At 62.2% G+C, this 19,676-nt stretch carries 18 protein-coding genes and 2 pseudogenes; 12 read left to right on the forward strand and 8 right to left on the reverse strand.

Features of this window, described 5'->3' with window-relative positions; all coding sequences use genetic code 11:
• Positions 1-18 precede the first annotated feature (18 nt).
• The 4 genes from VGG47_RS03490 (at position 19) to VGG47_RS03505 (ending at position 5,251) form a co-directional block, all read left to right on the forward strand.
• Positions 19-1,608, forward strand: a complete 1,590-nt coding sequence (locus VGG47_RS03490; protein ID WP_331535485.1) for an aldehyde dehydrogenase (NADP(+)) — start codon at positions 19-21, stop codon at positions 1,606-1,608.
• Between the two features lie 290 nt (positions 1,609-1,898).
• Positions 1,899-2,180: a hypothetical protein gene (locus VGG47_RS03495; RefSeq protein WP_331535487.1), complete on the forward strand. Its 282-nt coding sequence runs from the start codon at positions 1,899-1,901 to the stop codon at positions 2,178-2,180.
• Between the two features lie 643 nt (positions 2,181-2,823).
• The gene (locus tag VGG47_RS03500) at positions 2,824-4,998 is read left to right on the forward strand and encodes an EAL domain-containing response regulator (protein ID WP_331535489.1); all 2,175 of its coding nucleotides are present in this window, start codon (positions 2,824-2,826) and stop codon (positions 4,996-4,998) included.
• 37 nt (positions 4,999-5,035) lie between these two features.
• Complete coding sequence (locus VGG47_RS03505; protein ID WP_331535491.1) at positions 5,036-5,251, forward strand: hypothetical protein; 216 nt, start codon at positions 5,036-5,038, stop codon at positions 5,249-5,251.
• A gap of 72 nt (positions 5,252-5,323) precedes the next feature.
• On the opposite strand, the gene VGG47_RS03510 is transcribed toward VGG47_RS03505, so the two are convergent.
• A complete protein-coding gene (locus VGG47_RS03510; RefSeq protein ID WP_331535493.1) occupies positions 5,324-5,521 on the reverse strand; it encodes a hypothetical protein in 198 nt (65 codons plus the stop codon).
• Here VGG47_RS03510 and VGG47_RS03515 point away from each other — a divergent pair.
• The 5 genes from VGG47_RS03515 (at position 5,514) to VGG47_RS03535 (ending at position 11,862) form a co-directional block, all read left to right on the forward strand.
• Positions 5,514-7,097 carry an MHYT domain-containing protein gene (locus VGG47_RS03515; RefSeq protein WP_331535495.1) on the forward strand — a complete coding sequence of 528 codons (1,584 nt, stop codon included), beginning with the start codon at positions 5,514-5,516 and terminating at the stop codon, positions 7,095-7,097. The two genes, VGG47_RS03510 and VGG47_RS03515, sit on opposite strands and share 8 nt — an antisense overlap.
• Positions 7,094-8,962, forward strand: a complete 1,869-nt coding sequence (locus VGG47_RS03520; protein WP_331535497.1) for a diguanylate cyclase — start codon at positions 7,094-7,096, stop codon at positions 8,960-8,962. The genes VGG47_RS03515 and VGG47_RS03520 overlap by 4 nt, the downstream gene beginning before the upstream one ends.
• Positions 8,963-9,258: 296 nt before the next feature.
• Positions 9,259-9,474 carry a hypothetical protein gene (locus VGG47_RS03525; RefSeq protein WP_331535499.1) on the forward strand — a complete coding sequence of 72 codons (216 nt, stop codon included), beginning with the start codon at positions 9,259-9,261 and terminating at the stop codon, positions 9,472-9,474.
• A gap of 217 nt (positions 9,475-9,691) precedes the next feature.
• Positions 9,692-10,774 (forward strand): OmpA family protein, encoded by a 1,083-nt coding sequence (locus VGG47_RS03530; RefSeq protein WP_331535501.1) that lies wholly within the window; start codon positions 9,692-9,694, stop codon positions 10,772-10,774.
• 281 nt (positions 10,775-11,055) lie between these two features.
• Positions 11,056-11,862, forward strand: a complete 807-nt coding sequence (locus VGG47_RS03535; RefSeq protein ID WP_331535503.1) for a hypothetical protein — start codon at positions 11,056-11,058, stop codon at positions 11,860-11,862.
• A gap of 157 nt (positions 11,863-12,019) precedes the next feature.
• Here the strand turns inward: VGG47_RS03535 and VGG47_RS03540 are convergent, their stop codons facing one another.
• Both VGG47_RS03540 and VGG47_RS03545 read right to left on the reverse strand, forming a co-directional pair.
• Positions 12,020-13,276 carry a Glu/Leu/Phe/Val family dehydrogenase gene (locus VGG47_RS03540; protein ID WP_331535505.1) on the reverse strand — a complete coding sequence of 419 codons (1,257 nt, stop codon included), beginning with the start codon at positions 13,274-13,276 and terminating at the stop codon, positions 12,020-12,022.
• A 314-nt stretch (positions 13,277-13,590) separates the two neighbouring features.
• A pseudogene (locus VGG47_RS03545) lies at positions 13,591-13,773 on the reverse strand (IS110 family transposase); the annotation flags it as partial.
• 188 nt (positions 13,774-13,961) lie between these two features.
• Here VGG47_RS03545 and VGG47_RS03550 point away from each other — a divergent pair.
• Both VGG47_RS03550 and VGG47_RS03555 read left to right on the forward strand, forming a co-directional pair.
• Positions 13,962-14,720 (forward strand): peptidogalycan biosysnthesis protein, encoded by a 759-nt coding sequence (locus VGG47_RS03550; RefSeq protein WP_331535507.1) that lies wholly within the window; start codon positions 13,962-13,964, stop codon positions 14,718-14,720.
• Positions 14,721-14,734: 14 nt separating this feature from the next.
• Positions 14,735-14,953 (forward strand): hypothetical protein, encoded by a 219-nt coding sequence (locus VGG47_RS03555; RefSeq protein WP_331535509.1) that lies wholly within the window; start codon positions 14,735-14,737, stop codon positions 14,951-14,953.
• 40 nt (positions 14,954-14,993) lie between these two features.
• On the opposite strand, the gene VGG47_RS03560 is transcribed toward VGG47_RS03555, so the two are convergent.
• The 4 genes from VGG47_RS03560 to VGG47_RS03575 all read right to left on the reverse strand — a co-directional run bounded on the left by VGG47_RS03560 (position 14,994) and on the right by VGG47_RS03575 (position 18,668).
• Positions 14,994-15,935, reverse strand: coding sequence for an aldo/keto reductase (locus tag VGG47_RS03560; protein WP_331535511.1), 942 nt, complete (start codon positions 15,933-15,935; stop codon positions 14,994-14,996).
• A 338-nt stretch (positions 15,936-16,273) separates the two neighbouring features.
• Positions 16,274-17,383, reverse strand: coding sequence for a DUF2786 domain-containing protein (locus tag VGG47_RS03565; protein ID WP_331535513.1), 1,110 nt, complete (start codon positions 17,381-17,383; stop codon positions 16,274-16,276).
• Between the two features lie 608 nt (positions 17,384-17,991).
• Positions 17,992-18,417 (reverse strand): type II toxin-antitoxin system VapC family toxin, encoded by a 426-nt coding sequence (locus VGG47_RS03570; RefSeq protein ID WP_331535515.1) that lies wholly within the window; start codon positions 18,415-18,417, stop codon positions 17,992-17,994.
• Positions 18,414-18,668 (reverse strand): FitA-like ribbon-helix-helix domain-containing protein, encoded by a 255-nt coding sequence (locus VGG47_RS03575; protein ID WP_331535517.1) that lies wholly within the window; start codon positions 18,666-18,668, stop codon positions 18,414-18,416. Before VGG47_RS03575 ends, VGG47_RS03570 begins: the two co-directional genes overlap by 4 nt.
• Before the next feature lie 442 nt (positions 18,669-19,110).
• On the opposite strand from VGG47_RS03575, the gene VGG47_RS03580 reads away from it, so the two are divergent.
• The gene (locus VGG47_RS03580) at positions 19,111-19,374 is read left to right on the forward strand and encodes a DksA/TraR family C4-type zinc finger protein (RefSeq protein ID WP_331535519.1); all 264 of its coding nucleotides are present in this window, start codon (positions 19,111-19,113) and stop codon (positions 19,372-19,374) included.
• Between the two features lie 69 nt (positions 19,375-19,443).
• Here the strand turns inward: VGG47_RS03580 and VGG47_RS03585 are convergent.
• Positions 19,444-19,676, reverse strand: a pseudogene (locus tag VGG47_RS03585) (hypothetical protein); the annotation flags it as partial.

The raw sequence follows: 19,676 nt of genomic DNA on the forward strand, positions 1-19,676 counted from the left end.
ACTGGTAACGAGGATCTCATGACCCAAACTCCGATCTCCGGCACGATGTTCATCGGCAGCGCTGCCGTTCGTGGCACGTCAACTGAGTTCCGTGCGATCAATCCCGCAACCGGGGCCGAGCTTGATCCCGTTTTTGGCGGCGGCGACGCGGCCGATGTGAAGCGCGCCTGCGATCTCGCCTGGGCGGCGTTCGATTCCTATCGTGAGACCAGCCTGGAGGCGCGCGCCGCGTTCCTGGAGACGATCGCCGCCGAAATCATGCTGGTCGGGGATGCGCTGATCGAGCGCGCTTGTGCCGAAACCGGCTTGCCGCGCGGACGTATCGAGGGCGAACGCGGGCGCACGGTCGGGCAGCTGCGGCTGTTCGCCCAAACCGTTCGTGCCGGCAACTGGATCGATGCCCGCATCGATCCGGCCCAGCCAGACCGCAAACCGATGCCGCGCTCCGACATTCGCCAGCGCCACATCGCTCTGGGCCCGGTTGCCGTCTTTGGTGCAAGCAATTTCCCGCTCGCCTTCTCGGTGGCGGGGGGCGACACCGCTGCGGCGCTGGCGGCGGGCTGTCCGGTTGTGGTCAAGGCCCATTCGGCGCATCCGGGCACGGCCGAACTCGTCGGCCGTGCCGTCCAAAACGCCGTGCAGCGTTGTGACCTGCATGAGGGCGTCTTCTCCATGCTCTTCGGCGCCGGTGCGCAGATCGGCACGGCGCTGGTCGAACATCCGGCCATCAAAGCGGTGGGCTTCACCGGATCGCGGGCGGCCGGCACGGCTTTGATGCGCGCGGCGGCGGCGCGGCCCGAGCCGATTCCGGTCTATGCGGAAATGAGCAGCATCAACCCCGTTTTTCTGATGCCCTGCGCGCTCGCGGCGCGGGCCGCGCAAATCGGCCGCGATTTCGTGGCGTCGCTGGCCATGGGGGCCGGCCAGTTCTGCACCAACCCGGGCCTGGTGCTCGGCGTCGCGGGGCCGGATTTCGAGGCCTTCCTCGCTTCGGCTGTGCAGGCGCTGGACGGGACCGGGGCCGCGACCATGCTGACACCCGGCATCAACAAGGCCTATCGAAGCGGCGTCGCGCGCCTGTCGGCGACGGCAAATGTCAGCAAGCTCGGCGAAGGGCTTGCGGAAACCGGGCCCAATCAAGGCCGCGCGGCACTCTTCGTGACGGATGCGACAAGTTTTTCCGGCGACCACAGCCTGACGGAAGAGGTCTTCGGCGCCGCGTCGCTGGCGATCCGCTGTGCGGATGTCGCCACGATGAAGGCGTTGGGCGAGCGGCTTGAAGGGCAACTAACCGCGACGATCCACATGGAGCCGGGCGACCTCGCTTCCTGCCGCGACCTTCTCCCGATGCTGGAGCGCCGGGTGGGACGCATTCTCATCAACGGTTATCCAACCGGCGTTGAGGTCTGCCAGGCGATGGTGCATGGCGGGCCCTACCCTTCCACAGCCGACGGACGCAGCACCTCGGTCGGCACACTGGCCATCACCCGCTTCCTGCGCCCCGTCTGTTACCAGGATTTCCCGCAAGAGCTGCTGCCCGATGCGCTGAAAGATGCCAACCCGCAGAAGCTGTGGCGCCTGCAGGACGGAGATCTGGTGAAGGGTTAGCCTGCGTTTTCGGTTCCGACGCTCTGGCACGCGGCTCGATGTGCTCGTCCAGAGCCAACGGGACAGGCGCCGGCCGAAGCTGGCGGCGTCGTCATGCCGGCCGGCCGCCCTCCCCGCCCGCCTCCTCAAGGAGGCCCATTTATGAAGGGAAGCAGGTTCACGGAGTGCTGTTTCAGGCTCGAATGCCTCCGCGGGCGAGATTCATAATATTAATACGGATTATTCTACTTTATCGATAGACTTAAAATAAAATTTATGCTCCTCTTTCCGTCTCATTTGGAGGAGGTCCCATGAACACGATGGCGACCGCCCGGTTTAGAACCGGCCAACTTCTCGGAGAAGGAAGAGGCCGCTTTTCGAGCCAAAGCGGCGCAAAAACTTTTGTTATGCCGGGCGATGGGCGTGGTCACCGACAACGCCCATGGCCCAAATTAATAAAGTTTTTTTGCTACTTTTTGTTCACAAAAAGTAGCCTTCCCCTTCTCTTTCGTTATCCGCGCTTCGGCTATCTGAAATCTTCTGCCGCTAACATCGGCATCGAACCAGATCTGGCACGCAATCGGAGAGATTGACGCTGAAACTTTCAAACGTTACCATATTTAACGGGACGTTTCCTCCCTAAACTTGGCGGCGCTTTATGCGCCGTTTTTTTTGGCAAGCGACTCGATGGCTCAGGCGCAAACAGAGGACGGCTTCTTTTTGTGAACAAAAAGAAGCAAAAAAGCTTCTATAATCTCGGCCATGGGCCTTGTCAGTGACAGCGCCCATGGCCCCGCGGACAAAAGTTTTTGTGCCGCTTTTTTCAAAAAGCGGCCGCTTTGGCGCGGCAAGGGTTGGGCAGTTCGTCGTCCATGCCGGGGTGCTGCCGGGCAACCCGCATGACGGGCATACGCTCGCCACGACCATCCCGGCCATTAGCCGGCAGGCCGGCGCCGCGCGGCCGCCGTTTGCGCGTCCACACCTTAGGCCAGAAGCGCTGCGTCATCGGGCAGATCAGGCGTGAGCTACGGCGCCGGCCGCGCCGAAAACAGGCGCGCAGCACATTATTCCGTGATAAAGCTGCCGCGCCTGAAACTTATGGTTGCCGCGCGCTCTTGGGCTCCCCTATGATCCTTTACAGACCAGACCAAACCAGGACGGGCCGCCAAGCCTTGGCGCGTGACCCGTTCCCGGCGGCATTGCAATTTTCTGACCAGAGGTACGTCACAGCGTAGAATGACGCAAATCCCAGCGCCGACCATTTTGATCCTCGATGACAGCGCGGCTAACCGGGAGATCTATGCCGGGCTGGCGCGCAAGCTCGGCCGGGACGTCACCACCCACCCCTTCGCCCATCCGCAGGCGGCGCTGGACTGGCTGGCCCAGAACAGTGCCGACCTCATCATCACCGATTACAAGATGCCCGGCATGACCGGGGACGAACTGGTGCGGCGGGTCCGGGCTACGGATCCCGAGGTCCCGATCATCGTCGTCACCGCCTATAGCGACCGGCAGTTCCGCGTCACCTCGCTGGAAGCCGGGGCCACCGATTTTCTGCTCAGCCCGGTCGACCATGTGGAATTCGTCACACGCGCCCGGAACCTGCTGAAGCTGCGGACCCAACAGCGCCAGATCAGGCGGCGCGCCGACCTGCTGGAGCAACGGCTGGAGGTGAGCCTGTCCGCTCACGCACAGTTGCTGCGCGAGAGCCGCGAGGCTTTGGCCCAGGTGATCGACACCGTCCCGGCCTTGATCAGCGCCGCCGACCGCGAGGGGCGCTGCGTGTTCGTGAACGCGCTGCTGGCGGCCTCGGTCGGCCTGACACCGGCCGACCTGGTCGGCAAGCCGGCGGAACTGTTGTTCGGCGCGGAGCGGGCAGCCTGCAACCAGCGGCTGGACCGGCTGGTGCTGGACTCCGGCCAACCCACCCCCACCCGCGAGGAGGAGGTGATCACCAGCTCCGGCGAAATGCGGGTCTATCTCACCAGCAAGGTGCCGCTGCGTGACAGCCATGGAGAAACCGCCTGCGTGCTGACCACCTCGATCGACATCACCGATCGCCGCAACGCCGAAAAACGCCTGCAGCATATGGCGACCCACGACGCGCTCACCGGCCTGCCCAACCGCGCCATGCTGCGCGACCGCATCCGGCGCGAACTGGCCCGGGGACGGCGCGGTGACCATCAGTTCGCCCTGCATTACATCGATCTCGACCGGTTCAAGGCGATCAACGACGCCCATGGCCATCATGGCGGCGACGACGTGCTCTGCCAGGTCGCCGAAGCGCTCAGCCTCATGGTCGGCGAGGGCCTCATGGTGGCGCGCCTCGGCGGCGACGAATTCGCCGTGTTGCAGCCGGACATTTCCAGCCTCGACGAGGCCCGGCGCATGGGCGAAGCCATCATCGCCTTGTTGAACCCGCCGGGCGATGTCCCCGGGGCGCTGAATGTCGATGCCAGCGTCGGCATCACGCTCTCGCCGCGCGACGGTACCGACCCCGATGACCTGCTGAAAAACGCCGACCAGGCGATGTATTCGGCAAAAAAAATCGGCGGCAACACCTGCTGCTTCTTCGCTGCCGATATGCGGCCGCGGGCCAGCCAGGTCGCCCAGCTCGAAAGCGAACTGCGCGGCGCCGTCTCACGCCAGGAATTCCTGCTGCACTATCAGCCGCAGATCGACGTTCGGCGCGGCACCGTCTTCGGTGCCGAGGCCTTGCTGCGCTGGCAACATCCCGTCCACGGGCTGGTGCGCCCCGACCATTTCCTGGGCCTGGCCGAAGAAACCGGGCTGATCGTGCCGATCAACGAATGGGTCCTGAAGGAAGCCTGCCGCCAGGCCGCCGCCTGGGAAGCCGCCGGCCTTTCCGACCTGCACATATCCATCAACCTGTCGCCGATCCAGTTCCGCCGCCGCAGCGTGCGCAACGCGGTCGCCGCCGCGATCGAGGCCACCGGCGTCAACCCCGCGCTGATCGACCTTGAGCTGACCGAAAGCATCCTGCTCGGCGACGCGGAGGATGTGATCTCGCAGCTCCATGCCTTGCGGGCGCTGGGTGTCACCCTGTCGCTGGACGATTTCGGCACCGGCTACTCCTCGCTCAGCTATGTCCGCGACTTCCCGCTCGACCGGCTAAAAATCGACCGCACCTTCATCCAGGGCCTGGGCACCAACCAGAATGACCTGGCAATCGTGCGCACCATCATCGATCTCGGCCATATCCTGCATCTGCGCGTGCTGGCGGAGGGCGTCGAGACGGAGGGGCAGCTCCGCTTGCTGCAGGCCGAAGGCTGCGATGAGGTGCAAGGCTTCCATTTCAGCGCGGCGATGCCGCCGGACCTGCTCGTTGCCCGGTTCATGCAGTTCCCGCGCCGGCAGCTGGCGGCCACGCCCGAGCCCGCGAACAGGTAAGACGCCGGGGTCTCAGGTAAAGGAAAGCAGCCGCTTTTTGAAAAAAGCGGCGCAAAAACTTTTGGCGATGCTGGGCCTGGGGCGGCGAAACCAGCACGGCCCAAAGGAGCAAAAAACTACTTTTTGTTCACGAAAAGTAGCCTTCCCTTCCCTTACAAAAACAACGCAATATGAAACGATGGACGATCTGAGCGCGGTCAGCCGTGCTGCGCGCCGCCGCCCGCGTCGCGCCGATTCGCTTACGATACGTTAGAGCAACAGAACCCGCTTGGACAAGCGACGGGGAAGACTTCTTTTTATGAACAAAAAGAAGCAAAAACCTTTGTTAATCCGGGCCATGGGCGTCGTCGGCGACAACGCCCATGGCCCGGATTAACAAAGGTTTTTGCGCCGCTTTTTTTAAAAAACGGCCGATTTCCTCTCCCTGCGCAGTCCGCGCTTGCAAAACACCGCCATCCGTATAGATTGATAAAGTAATTATAACACAACCGTAAGTATATGGATCGTTATTGGGTATGGGCATCAGCAACATCCTAGCGGGACATTATAACGCGCCTCTCGTCGTACTATCGATTACCATTTCCATTCTAACATCTTCCGCGTCTCTGAGCGTCGCCGGCCGCATTGCCCCAGCCACCGGCTGGCTGCGGCTCGCCTGGCCCTTTACCGCCGGCATCACCATGGGCGGCGGCATCTGGGCGATGCATTTCATCGCCATGCTGGCGTTCAGCCTGCCGGTGACGATCGGTTATGACATACCGACGACCCTGGCCTCGCTCGGTCTGGCGATCCTTGTGACCAGCGCGGCCTTTGCCATCGCCTGCACCCGGGAGGTCCGTTTCGGCTCACTGATCACGGGCGGCATCATCATGGGGCTCGGCGTCGCCTGCATGCACTATATCGGCATGGCGGCGATCGTCGCCTCGGTGAGCATGATCTACCGCCCGGGTCTTGTCCTCCTCTCGGTGCTGATCGCCATCATCGCCTCGATCAGCGCGCTGTGGCTTGCCGTCCGCGCCAGCAGTTTCGCCTGGCGCCTGGCGGCTTCCGTCATCATGGGGCTGGCGGTCACCAGCATGCATTATGTCGGCATGGAAGCGGTCTGTTTCACCACCGCGCCGCAACGCGGCGCCTTCCAGGACGACATGTTGACCAACGGCATGTTGGCCGTCCTGGTCGCCATCGGCACCCTGCTCATTCTTCTGCTGGCCTTTTCCTCCGCAGTGGTCGACCGTCGTTTCGCCCAACGGAAACGCGAGAGCGCCGCCGCGCAAGAAGCGGCCGCGAACGCGCAAGCCGCACTCGCCGAGTTGCAAGCGATGCAGCAAAGCCTGATCCAGGCGCAAAAGATGGCCTCGCTGAGCCGTCTCACCGCCGGGGTCGCGCATGAGATCAACACGCCCATCGGCATCGGCCTGACCGCCGCGACCGTCCTGCAAGGGCATACGTCCAGCTTCGTGAAAGCGGTGGAAAGCGGCACCGTAACGAAAAGCACGGCACTGCGCTACGCCGCCGTGGCGGCGGAGAGCTGCGCGCTGATCGTCTCCAACATCGAGCGCGCCGCCGAGCTGATCCAGAGCTTCAAGCAAGTCGCGGTCGACCAGACCAGCGGGGCACGCCGCAGCTTCGAACTCGGCACCTATCTGCACGACGTCGTACACAGCCTCAGCCCGCGCCTGAAGCGTACCGCGCATCGCGTCACCATCGACTGCCCGGCCGCGCTGCGCCTGTTCAGCGATCCCGGCGCGATTTCGCAGGTCCTCACGAACCTGCTGATGAATTCGCTCCTGCACGGCTATCCCGACGGACGCCACGGCACGCTCTCCCTGCGCGCCAGGAAACTGCCCAACGAAACCATCGAACTGATTTACAGTGACGATGGCAGCGGCATCCAAGCGGCCCATCTCGACCATATTTTCGATCCGTTCTTTACCACCGCGCGGGCCGCGGGCGGTACCGGACTTGGCCTGCACATCGTCTACAACATCGTCACCCAGACTTTGAAAGGTTCGATCCATGTCGAGTCCGCCCCCGGCTTTACACGCTTTCGGATGCGCTTTCCCATGAGCATGCGGGCCCTTGAAGAGGAAGCAGCATGAGCGACACCGATCTGCTGTTCGAGAACGATGATGCGGCACCCATCCTCGAAAACACCTCCCTCCCCTGGAACATTCTGATCATCGACGACGAGCCGGAAGTGCATGCCGCGACCCGTCTGGCTTTGTCGGACACAATCTTCCAGAGCCGGCCTCTGGCATTCGTCAGCGCCTACTCCGCGGCACAGGCCAGAGAGCTGTTGCCGACCCTCGAGCATGTCGCCATCATCTTGCTCGACGTGGTGATGGAAACCGACGAGGCCGGGCTCGAACTGGTGCGCTTCATCCGGGAAGAGCTGAACTGGCAGGCGACGCGCATCATCCTGCGCACCGGTCAGCCCGGCCTGGCGCCGGAACAGGACGTGATTCTTCAATACGACATCAACGACTACAAGGCGAAGACCGAGCTCACCCAGACCCGGCTGTTCACCTCCGTGGTCGTGGCGCTACGCGGCTACCGGCATCTGATCAATCTCGAAACCAGCCGCGCCGGCCTGCGCCAGGTCATCCGCGCCGCCTCCTCCCTGCACCGCAACCGTTCGTTGAACTTATTCGCCGAAGGCGTGCTGCTGCAGCTCACCGCCATTCTCGATACGGAAGCGCACAGCATTCTCTGTACGCATCGGCGCAGCCGCACCGCAGCACCTCTGACGGTGCTCACCGGCTCCGGCCGGTTTTCCGGCGTGTCCGCCAGCCCGGTTGATCTGGAGGCGGAAATTCGCACGCGCCTCACCGCCGCCCTGGCCGTGCAGCGCCATCTCTTTGCCGGCCAGTATGCCACGCTCTATCTGCGCACACCCGGTGGGCGCGAAGTGATCGTCTATGTGGAGAGCACCCGCCCCTTCAGCGAACTCGACCTCTCACTGCTGGAGTTGTTCGGCCACAATATTTCCATCGGCTACGACAACCTCAAAATGTGGCAGCAACTGAACGACGGCAACCAGTTGCTGGAGCGACGGGTCGCGGAGCGCACGCAGCAACTGACCCGGAGCGAAGCGGACCTGCGGCGCTTCAAATCGGCCGTCGAACACAGCTCCGCTTCGATCCTGATCACCGACCTTCATGGCATCATCACCTACGCCAACCCTGCCTTGCTGGAGACCAGCCAATACGGGCTCGATGAGCTGCTGGGCAACCGCCCCAGCCTGTTCAAGTCCGGCGCGATGCCAAACCACCTCTTCACCACGCTCTGGGAGCAGATCCGCGCGGGGAACAGCTGGCGCGGCGAACTGCTGAACCGCCGCAAGAGCGGCACATCCTATTGGGAAGCGGTGACGATCTCGCCGGTGGCGAACGATGCCGGCGAGATCACGCATTTCGTCGCCGTGAAGGAGGATATTTCCGAGCGCAAGCGTCTGGAAGAAGAATTGCGCCGGTTGGCAACGACCGACCCTCTCACCGGCACGCTGAACCGCCGCTCGTTCTTCGAGCAGGCCGACCAGGACGTCCTCAGGCAGGAGTCTCACTACAGCACCGCCGTGCTGATGTTCGACGTCGACCACTTCAAGTTGATCAACGACACGTTCGGCCATGCCGCGGGCGACAGCGTGCTCGCGGAGCTCGCCGAAATCTGCCGCGCCAACCTGCGCGAGCAGGACCGTATCGGCCGACTCGGGGGCGAGGAATTCGCCTGCCTGTTGCCCAACACCACCGCGTCACAAGCCTGGCTCGCCGCCGAGCGGTTGCGTGAGGCGGTGGCCGAACACAACATCATGTTCGCGGATCGGCGCCAAACCGCCGCGACCATCAGTGTCGGCCTGGCGCTGTTCGTCCCCGGAGAGGAGACGCTGGACGCCGTGCTCAGCCGGGCGGACGCAGCCCTCTACCTCGCCAAAAGACACGGCCGCAACTGCGTTCGCCAGGCTTGAGGGCCGGCCGGCTAAAAAACCCGGCGGCGCGGGCGATCCTGTTGCCCGGATGACGAAGAGAGCCTGCCCTATTTACCCGCCGCCGCGACCGCAAAACAACGTCATAAAATGTGAAAAAACCATGGATATAACTGAATTCATTTCAAAAACGCCGCCCATCATCCCACATGAAAACCAACATTACCTTATAGTAACTGATGCCCGGAATGTTTGTTGTGTAACTATCGCCGAGAGTCGAGGCTGCTTTCTGCTGGCAGCTCGAAATTTCCATCCAACGCAACGCCGGGAGCCGATCAATGGAGACGTTTCAGGTCGTCAAGGGCTTTGTCAATGGACACGCCAAATGGCGCGTGGTGCGGGTCAAACGAGACTTTCAGAGCGTGGTGATTTGCGGCGCGCCGCATGATACGTTCCAGGCCGCGGCCGCGGAACTGACCCGCCTGTATCGCAACGAACATCCTGACGGCGCCATGCCGGCGGTGACGAGGCGTGATCTGAACGGTCTGGGGTGATCCCTGGCCCATTCTCATGAAGGCGATAAGGCCATTACGAGAATGACGTAACCGAACGGACACAATTTGTTGTATTTTAGATACAGTTTCCGTCGAATTCCTTCGCCCCTCTCGTTTTTAGTCTTATGGCTGCTAGATTGATCCTCGGCTAACGCAATCAGAACGCCAGTCGCGTGTTGCGGTTTTGTTTTCAATGGGGGGTTTTATGAAATTCCGGATGACACTTCTCGCGGCGACTGTGCTTGCCGCGCCGATCGCTCTGCCGACGCTCGTGCACGCGCAGCCAGTCACCGGCCCGTATGTATCGGGCGGCCTGGGCTACAACATCGAGTCCAGCCAGAAGGGCAAGAACCTTACGCTGAACAACGTTAACCAGCCCGACACGGTCCGCATCACCATGCATAACGGTTGGACCGGCGAAGCCAGTGTCGGCTACGGCTTCGGCGACGGCTTCCGAGCCGAAGTCGAAGGCGACTATTACGCGAACAACTTCGCCAAGAGCAACATCACCGGCGATAAGCTTCCCGCCTCCGGCAAAGAACAAAAATACGGCGTTTTCCTGAACGGACTTTATGATTTCGACCTCGGCTGGCCGGTGTTCCCCTATCTCGGCGCCGGCGTCGGCTGGCAGAACTCCGAATTCCAAAATTTCTCCTCGCAGGACATAGATGTGGACAAGACCCGCGGCGCGTTCGCCTATCAGGGCATCGCCGGCCTGGCGATCCCGATCCCGGGCGCGCCCGGTCTGTCCGCCACCGTCGAATACCGTTTCATGGCGCTGACGGGATCGCGCAAGTACAATGGCGGCTTTACCGGCGGCGGTGTCCATGCGGCCGTCCCGGCCTCGTTCAAGATGGGCGACGAGTACAACAACTCGATCATGGTCGGCCTGCGCTACCAGCTGTTCACGCCGCAGCCCGTGCCGCCGGCCCCGGCGCCCGCCCCGGTCGCCGCCCCGGCCCCGGCCCCGGCGCAAACCTACCTGGTGTTCTTCGACTGGGATCGCTACAACCTGACGCCGCGCGCGACGCAAATCATCGCCCAGGCCGCCGACGCCAGCCACACCCAGAACGTCACCACGCTGAACGTCTCCGGCTACACCGACACGTCCGGTACGCCACGCTACAACCAGGGCCTCTCGATGCGCCGCGCCAAGGCCGTCGCCGCGCAGCTGGTCACCGATGGCGTGCCGCAATCGGAGATCCAGATCCACGCTTACGGCGAGACGCACCTGCTGGTGCCGACCGGCCCCGGCGTGCGCGAGCCGCAGAACCGCCGCGTCGAAATCGTTCTGCAGTAAGCGATTTTTACGCCCTGGGGCACGATTGGTGTAAACCACTCATGCCCCAGGCTACCTAAGTCAGAGAAAGGAAGTGGCCGCTTTTTAAAAAAAGCGGCGCAAAAACTTTTTGCTCCGCTGGGCCTGGGGCGTTGTCACCGACAACGCCCCAGGCCCAGCGGAGCAAAGTTTTTTTGCTACTTTTTGTTTACAAAAAGTAGCCTTCCTTTGTTTGCCCGTGCCCCTTTGCCGCGCCCCCAAAATGTGAGATTTTCATAAAAATCTTTCGCGAGGAGGCTGCCGTGACACGGTTCCCAAGACTCGTTTCCGCGGCACCCTGCGTCCTTCTGGTTGCCGGCCTTTGCACCCCGGCGGCGTGGGCCCAGGATGCGGCCTATCAGAGCTTTCAAACGTCCCAATTCGTCCAGTCCGGCCAGATCGGCCGGATCAACCCGCACGCAGCAGGCGGCGCCCTCGCCTGCCCCCGCATCGGTGTGCTGGCCAGTGTGTACAACGAGGAAAACCTGGCGACCGGGGGCAATAGCAATGCCAGCGTCGCCAGCGCCCAGATCACCGCCGCGCGAGCCGGCTGCGTCATGTTGCCGCCCACGACGATGGTGCAGGTTCTCTCCTTCTACCAGCTGCGCGCCACGGCGCAGAATAAAGGTGCGGGCTATCTGCTGATCCAGAGTTCGATCACCGGCGGCGCGCAATGGATCGGCGCCGGGGCCGTGGTTCCGCTGCCAGCCACGAATTCCGGCCCGCCGCCGAGCCCGTTCGGCGCGCCCCCCACCGCCGGCGCACAAAAGGCCGCGCCGGTTCCCGCCGCCCAGTCGCTGCCGTTACCGTTGCCGCAAAATCCGCCAGCCAGCCCGCCATTGCCGGAAGTGCCGCAGAACGGCGCCCCGACCATGGCGCTGCCCCCGATGCCGCCCACCAGCACCCAGACGGACCAAAACCAAAACGGCAACCTGCCCGGCGGCTATGTGCCGCTGCCGACTCTACCCCCGCCCTCCGCCACCCCGCCGAAAAACCCCAGCGGCGCCTGCAGCGACGTCAACAGCCTGATCAACGCGACACAAAGCGGTCAAGGCTGCACACAGCCCTGAGGCAAGCGAAGGAAGACTACTTTTTGTGAACAAAAAGTAGCAAAAAAACTTTTGTTATGCTGGGCCGGGGGCGTTGTCGGCGACAACGCCCCCGGCCCAGCATAACAAAAGTTTTTGCGCCGCTTTTTTTAAAAAGCGGCTACTTTCTTCTGACCGCCTACGGAAACAGCCCGCGCAACCGTTTCGCCGCGAACACCTTCTCCACGCCGATCGCCATCGCCGCGATGCGGTTGCTGACGCCGTCATGCGCGGCGCGCGTGCTCATCAGATGAAAGGCGCGGTCAAGAAGCTGCCCCAGGCGCTCGTTCACCTCATTTTCCTCCCAGAACAGCTGCTGGAGATCCTGCACCCATTCGAAATAGCTGACGATCACGCCCCCGGAATTGCAAAGCAGGTCGGGCAGCACGTAGATGTCGCCGCGTTCGCGCAGCACCTCATCGGCCTCCGGGGTGGTCGGGCCGTTCGCCCCTTCAGCCAGGATACGGCAGGAGAGTTTTCGTGCCACCCCGGCATCGATCACCCGCTCCAGCGCCGCCGGCACCAGAATGTCGCAGGGCTGGGTCAGCAGGGTCTCAGGGTCAGCTGCAGCCTCGGCGCTAAACCCCGCCAGGCCGCGATGCTGGGCGGCATAACGCTCCATTTCCGCCACCGGCAGGCCGCGCCGGTCGAACAGGCAGCCGGTATGATCGCTGACACCGATCACTTTGACGCCCTGCTGCGCCAACTCCCTGGCCGTGATGGCGCCGACATTGCCGAATCCCTGCACGATGGCGGTGGCGCCCAGCGGGTTGAGCTGGATCGCCTCGGCGGCGCGCCGCACCAGATGCACCACGCCACGCCCGGTCGCCTCCCGCCGCCCCACCGTGCCGCCGGAGGCAACTGGCTTCCCGGTGACGATCTCGGTCACGGTTTTGCCCTGATAGGCGGAATAGGTATCCATGAACCACGCCATGACCTGCTCGTTGGTGCCCATGTCCGGCGCCATCACATCGGTATGCGGGCCGACAAACGGGATCATCTCCTGCATGTAGCGGCGCGACAGGGCCTCCAGCTCGCGCGGTGACAAGGCCAACGGGTCGACCGTCACGCCGCCTTTGGCGCCGCCATAGGGCAGACCGGCGAGCGCGCATTTCCAGCTCATCCAGATCGCCAGCGCCGCGATCTCGCCGAGATCCACCGTGCGGGAGAAGCGCGTGCCGCCTTTGGTGGGGCCGAGCGTGAGATGGTGCTGCACACGATAGCCCTGGAACACCGCCGTGCTGCCGTCATCGCGATGGATCGGCACCGCGACGGTCACCGCCCGCTTCGGGTAGAGCATGCGGTCGCGCTCGCCCTCCGGCATCCCGATATGATCGGCGATAATGTTGAACTGCTGCCGCGCCATCTCAAAAACCGGGCCGGTATAAACGCTCATGCTCGCTCCTCCGGGTTGCCCAGCCGCCGGCGCCAAACCCCATCCGCGGCGGGTCGAAACGGACGCGCGTCATGCGGCAGGAAAAAGCAGGCGGGGTACGGCCGGTTGTCTCGTTTTGTCGTGCGCCACCTAGACTAGGACCAGCCACAAGGCTTTTCAATCGCGAAGGGCGGATCAAAGCCAACCCAGCCACCTGCGCCGAAACTCTTGGGGCCAGCGACGAAATTGATGCTTCAAGGAGGTTGTTGATTAAGCGCAATGGCGTAGTTCCACTCGCGTGGAATTCATCACGCGTGATGTTGATCGCCCGGTGCGAGCTTGCGGTACCGCCGGCATAGGCTTTCCCGGGCCTTCCACGCTATATCGCGGATCGGCTGGGCCAGCCCCTCCTGTCGCAGCAACTGCTCGCGACCGCTCCAGGCCGGGAATCGATAGCTCCAGGGGGCTTCGATCAACATCCGCCACGCTGCCCGTTTGCCCGCTTTGGTGATAGGACCGGCAGAAGTTTCGCCGCGGCGAGCCTGGTCTTGAGGCCGGTCATGCCATGGATCGATGGCGTCGAGACCAAGGCCGACAATGGCAAGTCTCGCGAAATCCGTGAACTGGCGATCGCCCCTGGTTCACAGCAACCGTGGCGAGATCATGCGCGACGCTGCCGTTCTGGCGCGTCCTAGAGCATGCGCGGTTGAATGACTTTGAGTATCGCTATGTTCTGTTTGTTGATAATGCTGGGCAGGCGCTCGGCCTGACCTGCTTTTACTCCGTTACGACCGATATTGCCATCTTTGCCCCAGGACTGTTGCGCGCTTTGCTCAATGGGGTGCGCCGGGTATTTCCGAATTTCCTGAAATTGCGCATGCTGGAGTGCGGTACGCCGATCACCATAACCAGCCCCCCTTTCGCGCGGTGTGCCGATGTTACTGACGCGGAGATGGTCTCGGCCCTGCACGATGTCTTGCATCAGACGGCTCGAGCTGAGGGGCAATTGCTGATCGTGGTGCGCGAGTTCCACCGACATGGCTATCACTGGATCGACAGTCTGCCCAACACCTATATCAACATCGAATGGGCGACGCCGGATCGATATCTGTCCGCGATGCGCAGCTATTATCGTAGCAAGCTTCTAAAGCATCTTAAGCGGAACCAGACCGCGGGGATCAGCCACCGCTTGGTCGATGACTTCGACGGCCTGGCAGAAACGCTTCACGCGCAATGGATGATCGTGCATGAAAGCGCCCGCGAATTTCAGCGCGAGGTTTTGACCCCGGAATTCTACCGCCGCTTTTCCCAGGATATGGGGGCGCACTCCAAGGCCATTCTGTTTTACCGCGAGGAGACGCTTGTGGGGCACGCCCTCCTGTTAGTGGACGGCGAGAGCCCGTCAGCTGGGCGCGGTTCATCGTGGATCTCCGCTCTGGAATCCATGGCCGGGGCGTCGTTCTGAACCTGCCGTACGTCGTGGCAGACGCGGCTGCGATGGTGTTGGAAACACCGTGGCGGCTACTGCGTTTGCAACGCGAGCCGCTGCTCCACCGGCTGCTCGTTCGGATTTTCGGGCGTACCTGCGGGCATGATACGAGCCGACTGGCTGCGGCCGGGGCGCCGCTCGGCGGGATCGGCTACATCGAGGCGATGCGCCGCTCGACGACCTGGTATCGTGAAACTTTCATGTCATGAGCGATACCCCACGGCATTTCGTCTTCCTGGGGCGCCGCCGTTAGGCGTGATCCACTAGCTGATCGATCTCCTCAAGATTTGCGCTATTCAGCGTCCATGCCGCGGCGCGGACATTGGCCTCGATCTGTTCCGGCTTGGTCGCCCCAGCAATAACACTCGCGGCACCTTTCGCCAGTAACCAGGCAAAGGCAAGCTCTAGAAGGCTGTGCCCGTGCCCTGCGGCGAAGGTCTCCAGCCGCGCGACCTTCTCCCAATTCGCATCTTTCAGCAATTGCTCCGCCCTCGCTCTATTGCCGGCCAGGCGTGTACCCGGAGGAAGTGGTTGCCCCCGTTTGTATTTGCCGGTGAGCAGCCCGTTCGCGAGCGGAAAATACGGAAGGAGCCCGATGCCGTAAGAGCGCGCCGCTGGCAGCAACTCGGTCTCAATTTCGCGGTTCAGGAGGGAATAGCCATCCTGGTGAGAAATAAAGCGGGTCAGATTGGCAGCCCGTGCCGTCCAATCGGCTTCCACCAACTGCCAAGCGGAGAGATTCGAGGCACCAATATAACGGACCTTGCCCGCCCGGACGAGATCGTCGAGCGCCCGCAAGGTTTCCTCGATCGGCGTGTCAGCGTCAGGCCGGTGCAGTTGGTAGAGATCGATCCAATCGGTATTTAGCCGTTTGAGGCTCGCCTCGACAGCCGTCATAATATAACGCCGCGCACCACCTTTTAACGTTTGAGCTTCGTCCATCGGGTTGCCGAACTTCGTGGCGAGCACGATAGCCTTGCGCCGCTCCCCCAGCACTTGCCCCAGATATGTTTCCGACCCTCCCCTGTTGCCGTACGCGTCAGCAGTATCGAACAGGGTGATGCCGTTATCCAGTGCCGCATGAACCACAGCACGTGTCGCCTCGAGATCGATCCTGCTTCCGAAGTTGTTGCAGCCGAGCCCGACCTCCGATACCCGGAGGCCCGAGCGACCCAATATCCGTGTTTTCATAATGACCGCGCCCTTTATCTATATCGTCTATATTTATAATAGTACGTTAATGTAATGCGCTAGACGCCAGCGCCAGCCTACTACCGGCAATCTTCCACAAAGTGGGACTTAGCCGGCGGTTGGAAAGGTTACATGCCGTTTTTGGCATTCCGAACGCCTGTCGATCGGGATTCTTTTCATCCCGCATGGCGCGGTTTGGCCGTCCATCTGGGGAAGCTTGGTTAAATGGCCATTTTGACGCCTCGCCGGATGGTCACGCCGCCCGCGTTATCGCCGGTGCGAATTCAAACCGCTGTCCCGCCTCCTCGCCTGCCGCAAAAGCGTCGGTGAGAACACGCTTACCCTGCCCCAGTATGCGGGGGCTGAGGCTGAGACCGAGCTTCTCCATCTCTTCCTCCACCATCGCCGCCTTCACCGGCACCAAATCGCGGCCCGATGCGCTGCGGGTGCCGGCATTGCGCGCCGCACGCACGCAGCGCCTGCAGCTTATCGGATATTCCGTGTGCCAACCCGGTCTGAAAGGAATTTGTGGCACTGCGCCGCTCTCCTGCCATCTCAAAATAAATGTCGCTGGCACGAAAAACATTTGTCTCAGTTTCAAACGCGCGCTCAACCATTTCATAGAGGTATCGCGCCGCGGTCACATCGCCACGCAGACCAAAGAAAACATAGCGTAGCGCTGTACCCTGCGCGCGCTCAGCCCAGACACGGCAATCAAAAAACGCCGCGATCGCAGGAACGCAGCTGTCGATTGGCGCGGTACGGCGGCGGTTGGTCTGGATACCGATCCCCTCGCAGGGCTGCGCGCGAAATTCAAGCTCTCCGAGCGATAGACCATAGCGATCCAGCAACTCCGCCACTTTCTCCGCTGCCGCTAATGCTTCCTGTTCGGTACAGCCTTGTGCAACCGTCTTGGCACGCAGCGCCTGGATGCGCTGGACCAGACGCTCTAGCGCCGGGTCGCCGGCACGGTCCCCGCGCGTGAGCCGCTGCCGTAGCGTTGTAAACAGCGCGCGCACTCTCACCGGCCATCCTCTGGCAGCAATTGCATCGTCGACCGCACGTCCAACCACATTCAAGGTGAGCGAGCCTGAGCCAACGAACTCACGGCGTTGCACCGTTTCCATTTGGACCAGAAGCAGCCTCTCGAGGGCAATTGTTATCACCTCCTTTCCTGCGTCACGGTTCATGACGGTGGCGGCGAGCGCGTCCATGATGGTTGGCAGGTCGGCACTTTGCCGCGTGCGTTGGAGCAAGGCCACATCCGGCGCGTCTTGTGCCAGTGCGGCCCATGCCATAGCCAATTCAAGAAGCGCATCGCCCTCGGGTTCGAACGGTTCACCCTCGTCGAGATCACCTGCTGGGCGGTTCAGGCCAGGCACGTCCAGCGTGCCATAACGTACGACATGAGCATATACCGTCTCCGCCCAACGCGCACCGGCGCTCACGCCAGAGGCGCCGGCGGCCGCGGCCGACGCGGCTTTGTATATTCCTTATATGCCAAGTACCGACGCGGGCACGGGCATTTACGCCTAATGCATGGCATCCACCTGCCTCGAAACGCCGGCGATCTTCGGGATCAATCTCTTTTTGTGACCAACCTGCTATTCGCGCTACGGAGTCCTTCCGAACGACCAGCGTCCGGACGAGGTCGGCGATGAGCTCGCGCAGCTGTTCGCGGTAGCGAAGCCGGAAAGGATCAGGCTCCCCGAGGGATTGACGAACCGCGGCGTAGCGGGCGGCTGACCGCTCGTGGGCCCAGATGAAGACAGCCTTGAGAAGGTCGATCTTGGTCACCCCGAGCACGGCTTGCGTATAGGTCTCCCGGGACACGTCAGCGAACGACATCGGCGATAGGTTGGCGCCACCTTTTTTTAAATTGCTCCCGGCCGTGAGCAGCGCGTGAGAGGGCGAATGGAGTTACCGATGGTCAGCCTGTTGGACACTTTCTATGACGATATCGCCGACTTTTATCACCTCTTCTTTGATGATAAATTGGGATGCTGCCGTAAAACGTCAGGCTATTCTTCCAAGATTACTTTCGCCCCTTCCTTTTTCATAGCGCTGTCTCCCAAGGGTTGACGACGTTCAGACCGGCGGCCGCGAACGGGCTCGCGTCGCGAGTGGCAACCATGAAGCCGCGCGACGCGGCCGTAGCGGCGATATAGCCGTCTGCATTGCCTATGGCATGGCCTGCCGCTTTCGCTTGCGCCATCAGGTCGGCGTAGGCTTGTGAGGCATCCAGGTCGAAAGGCACGACGCGCCCCGCGAACAGTGGCAGCACGTCTCGCTCGAAACGATCATACAAGATCGTGCGGCGCTTACCGACAGGCAGCACAGCGATGCCGAAGCGGATCTCGGCGACAGTGATGGCTGACAAGTAGAGGGTTTCGATAGCCTGCGCGTCAATCCACTCAAGCACGCCCGGCTCGGGTGTGGGTCTCCAAGTCTCGGAAACCACATTCGTGTCGAGGAGGATCATTCAAACCTCATCGGCTCGGCTGGGGTCTTGTCGCGGATGTGCTGCAAGGCGTCCACGTCTTTATCGGTAAGCGCGGCTTCGCGACCGATTGCAGCCAACAGTGAACCAAGCTTTATCCGGCCAGTTGGGCGCACCTCTCTTTCCAAAATTTCGCGAATTTCGGCTTCCGTGCTACGTCCATGCTGTGCAGCGCGGACCTTCAAGGCGCGATGCGTTTCCTCGGACAGATTGCGGATCGTAACAGCGGGCATTGGTATCACTCTTTGATGCCATGATTTTATTGATATCATAAACTATATATTGATATCAAGCCTCAACCTCTGGGGTTCTGTTGCCGCCGCCCCCGGTCGTTAACAAACCCCCGATTTGCGGATCCCGCGCTTCTGGGGGCACTGGGGCAGAGCGGCCGCGATCGGCCATTTCGAAACCAGACCCGCCCCCAGGTCATCGGCGCGATCACACGCGCCCTGGTCACGTCTCTGATCGTCTCCGCCGCCAATGTCCTCGTCCCGCCGGAACTGACCGACCGCGTTCACCCAAGCCGCAGCGGTACACCATCTTGCGGCCGCTGCCATAGTGGCGGCAACAATGCGCCCAGACGCGGCAAAGCCCCCCGAATTCGACCAGCCGCACTTTGAATGACGGCTTAAACTCCCCATTTGCGCTGTCGAGACACGAATGAGGAGCATCGGAATGGCCGGCGGTTGGACGCCCGACGGGGCGGTTCAAGATCAGATCGACGACACCATCGCGGACGCGGTTATGATCGCGCGTGCGAGAATGCCCGCAGGTGAAGGCGAGACGCATTGCGCGGAATGCGGCGAGCAGATACCCGAGGGGCGGCGCCGCGCCGTGCGGGGTGTGCGTACCTGCGTCGAATGTCAGTCCGCCCGCGATGCCAGACAAGTGAACCCGGGCATCAATCGGCGGGGCAGCAAAGATAGTCAGCTTCGTTGAGGGGTGATTGCGCGCGCCTGAAGGCCACCTCCGTAACCAGCACCGCACCTGGTCTGGCGTGCCTGGCCCTCACACCTTTCCCTGCCGCACAGCCTCAAAGTCGCTTGCGACTTCCCCCTCCGCACCCTTACCGGAGGTCTCCGGAGACGGCTCCCAGCCGGATACGCTGCGTCCGCCGTAGTCATGGGACCGGGTGCGTTCCTCCGCGATCAGGACTGCAAGCGAAGGCCCGGTGGCGGTTCGTTCAAGCCGGCGTGCCTGATCATCAAGACGTTGGATCGCCGCCAATTCCTCCTCGTTCC

The sequence above is a fragment of the Acidocella sp. genome (assembly GCF_036489515.1).
In the GTDB taxonomy this organism is placed as follows: Bacteria; Pseudomonadota; Alphaproteobacteria; order Acetobacterales; family Acetobacteraceae; genus Acidocella.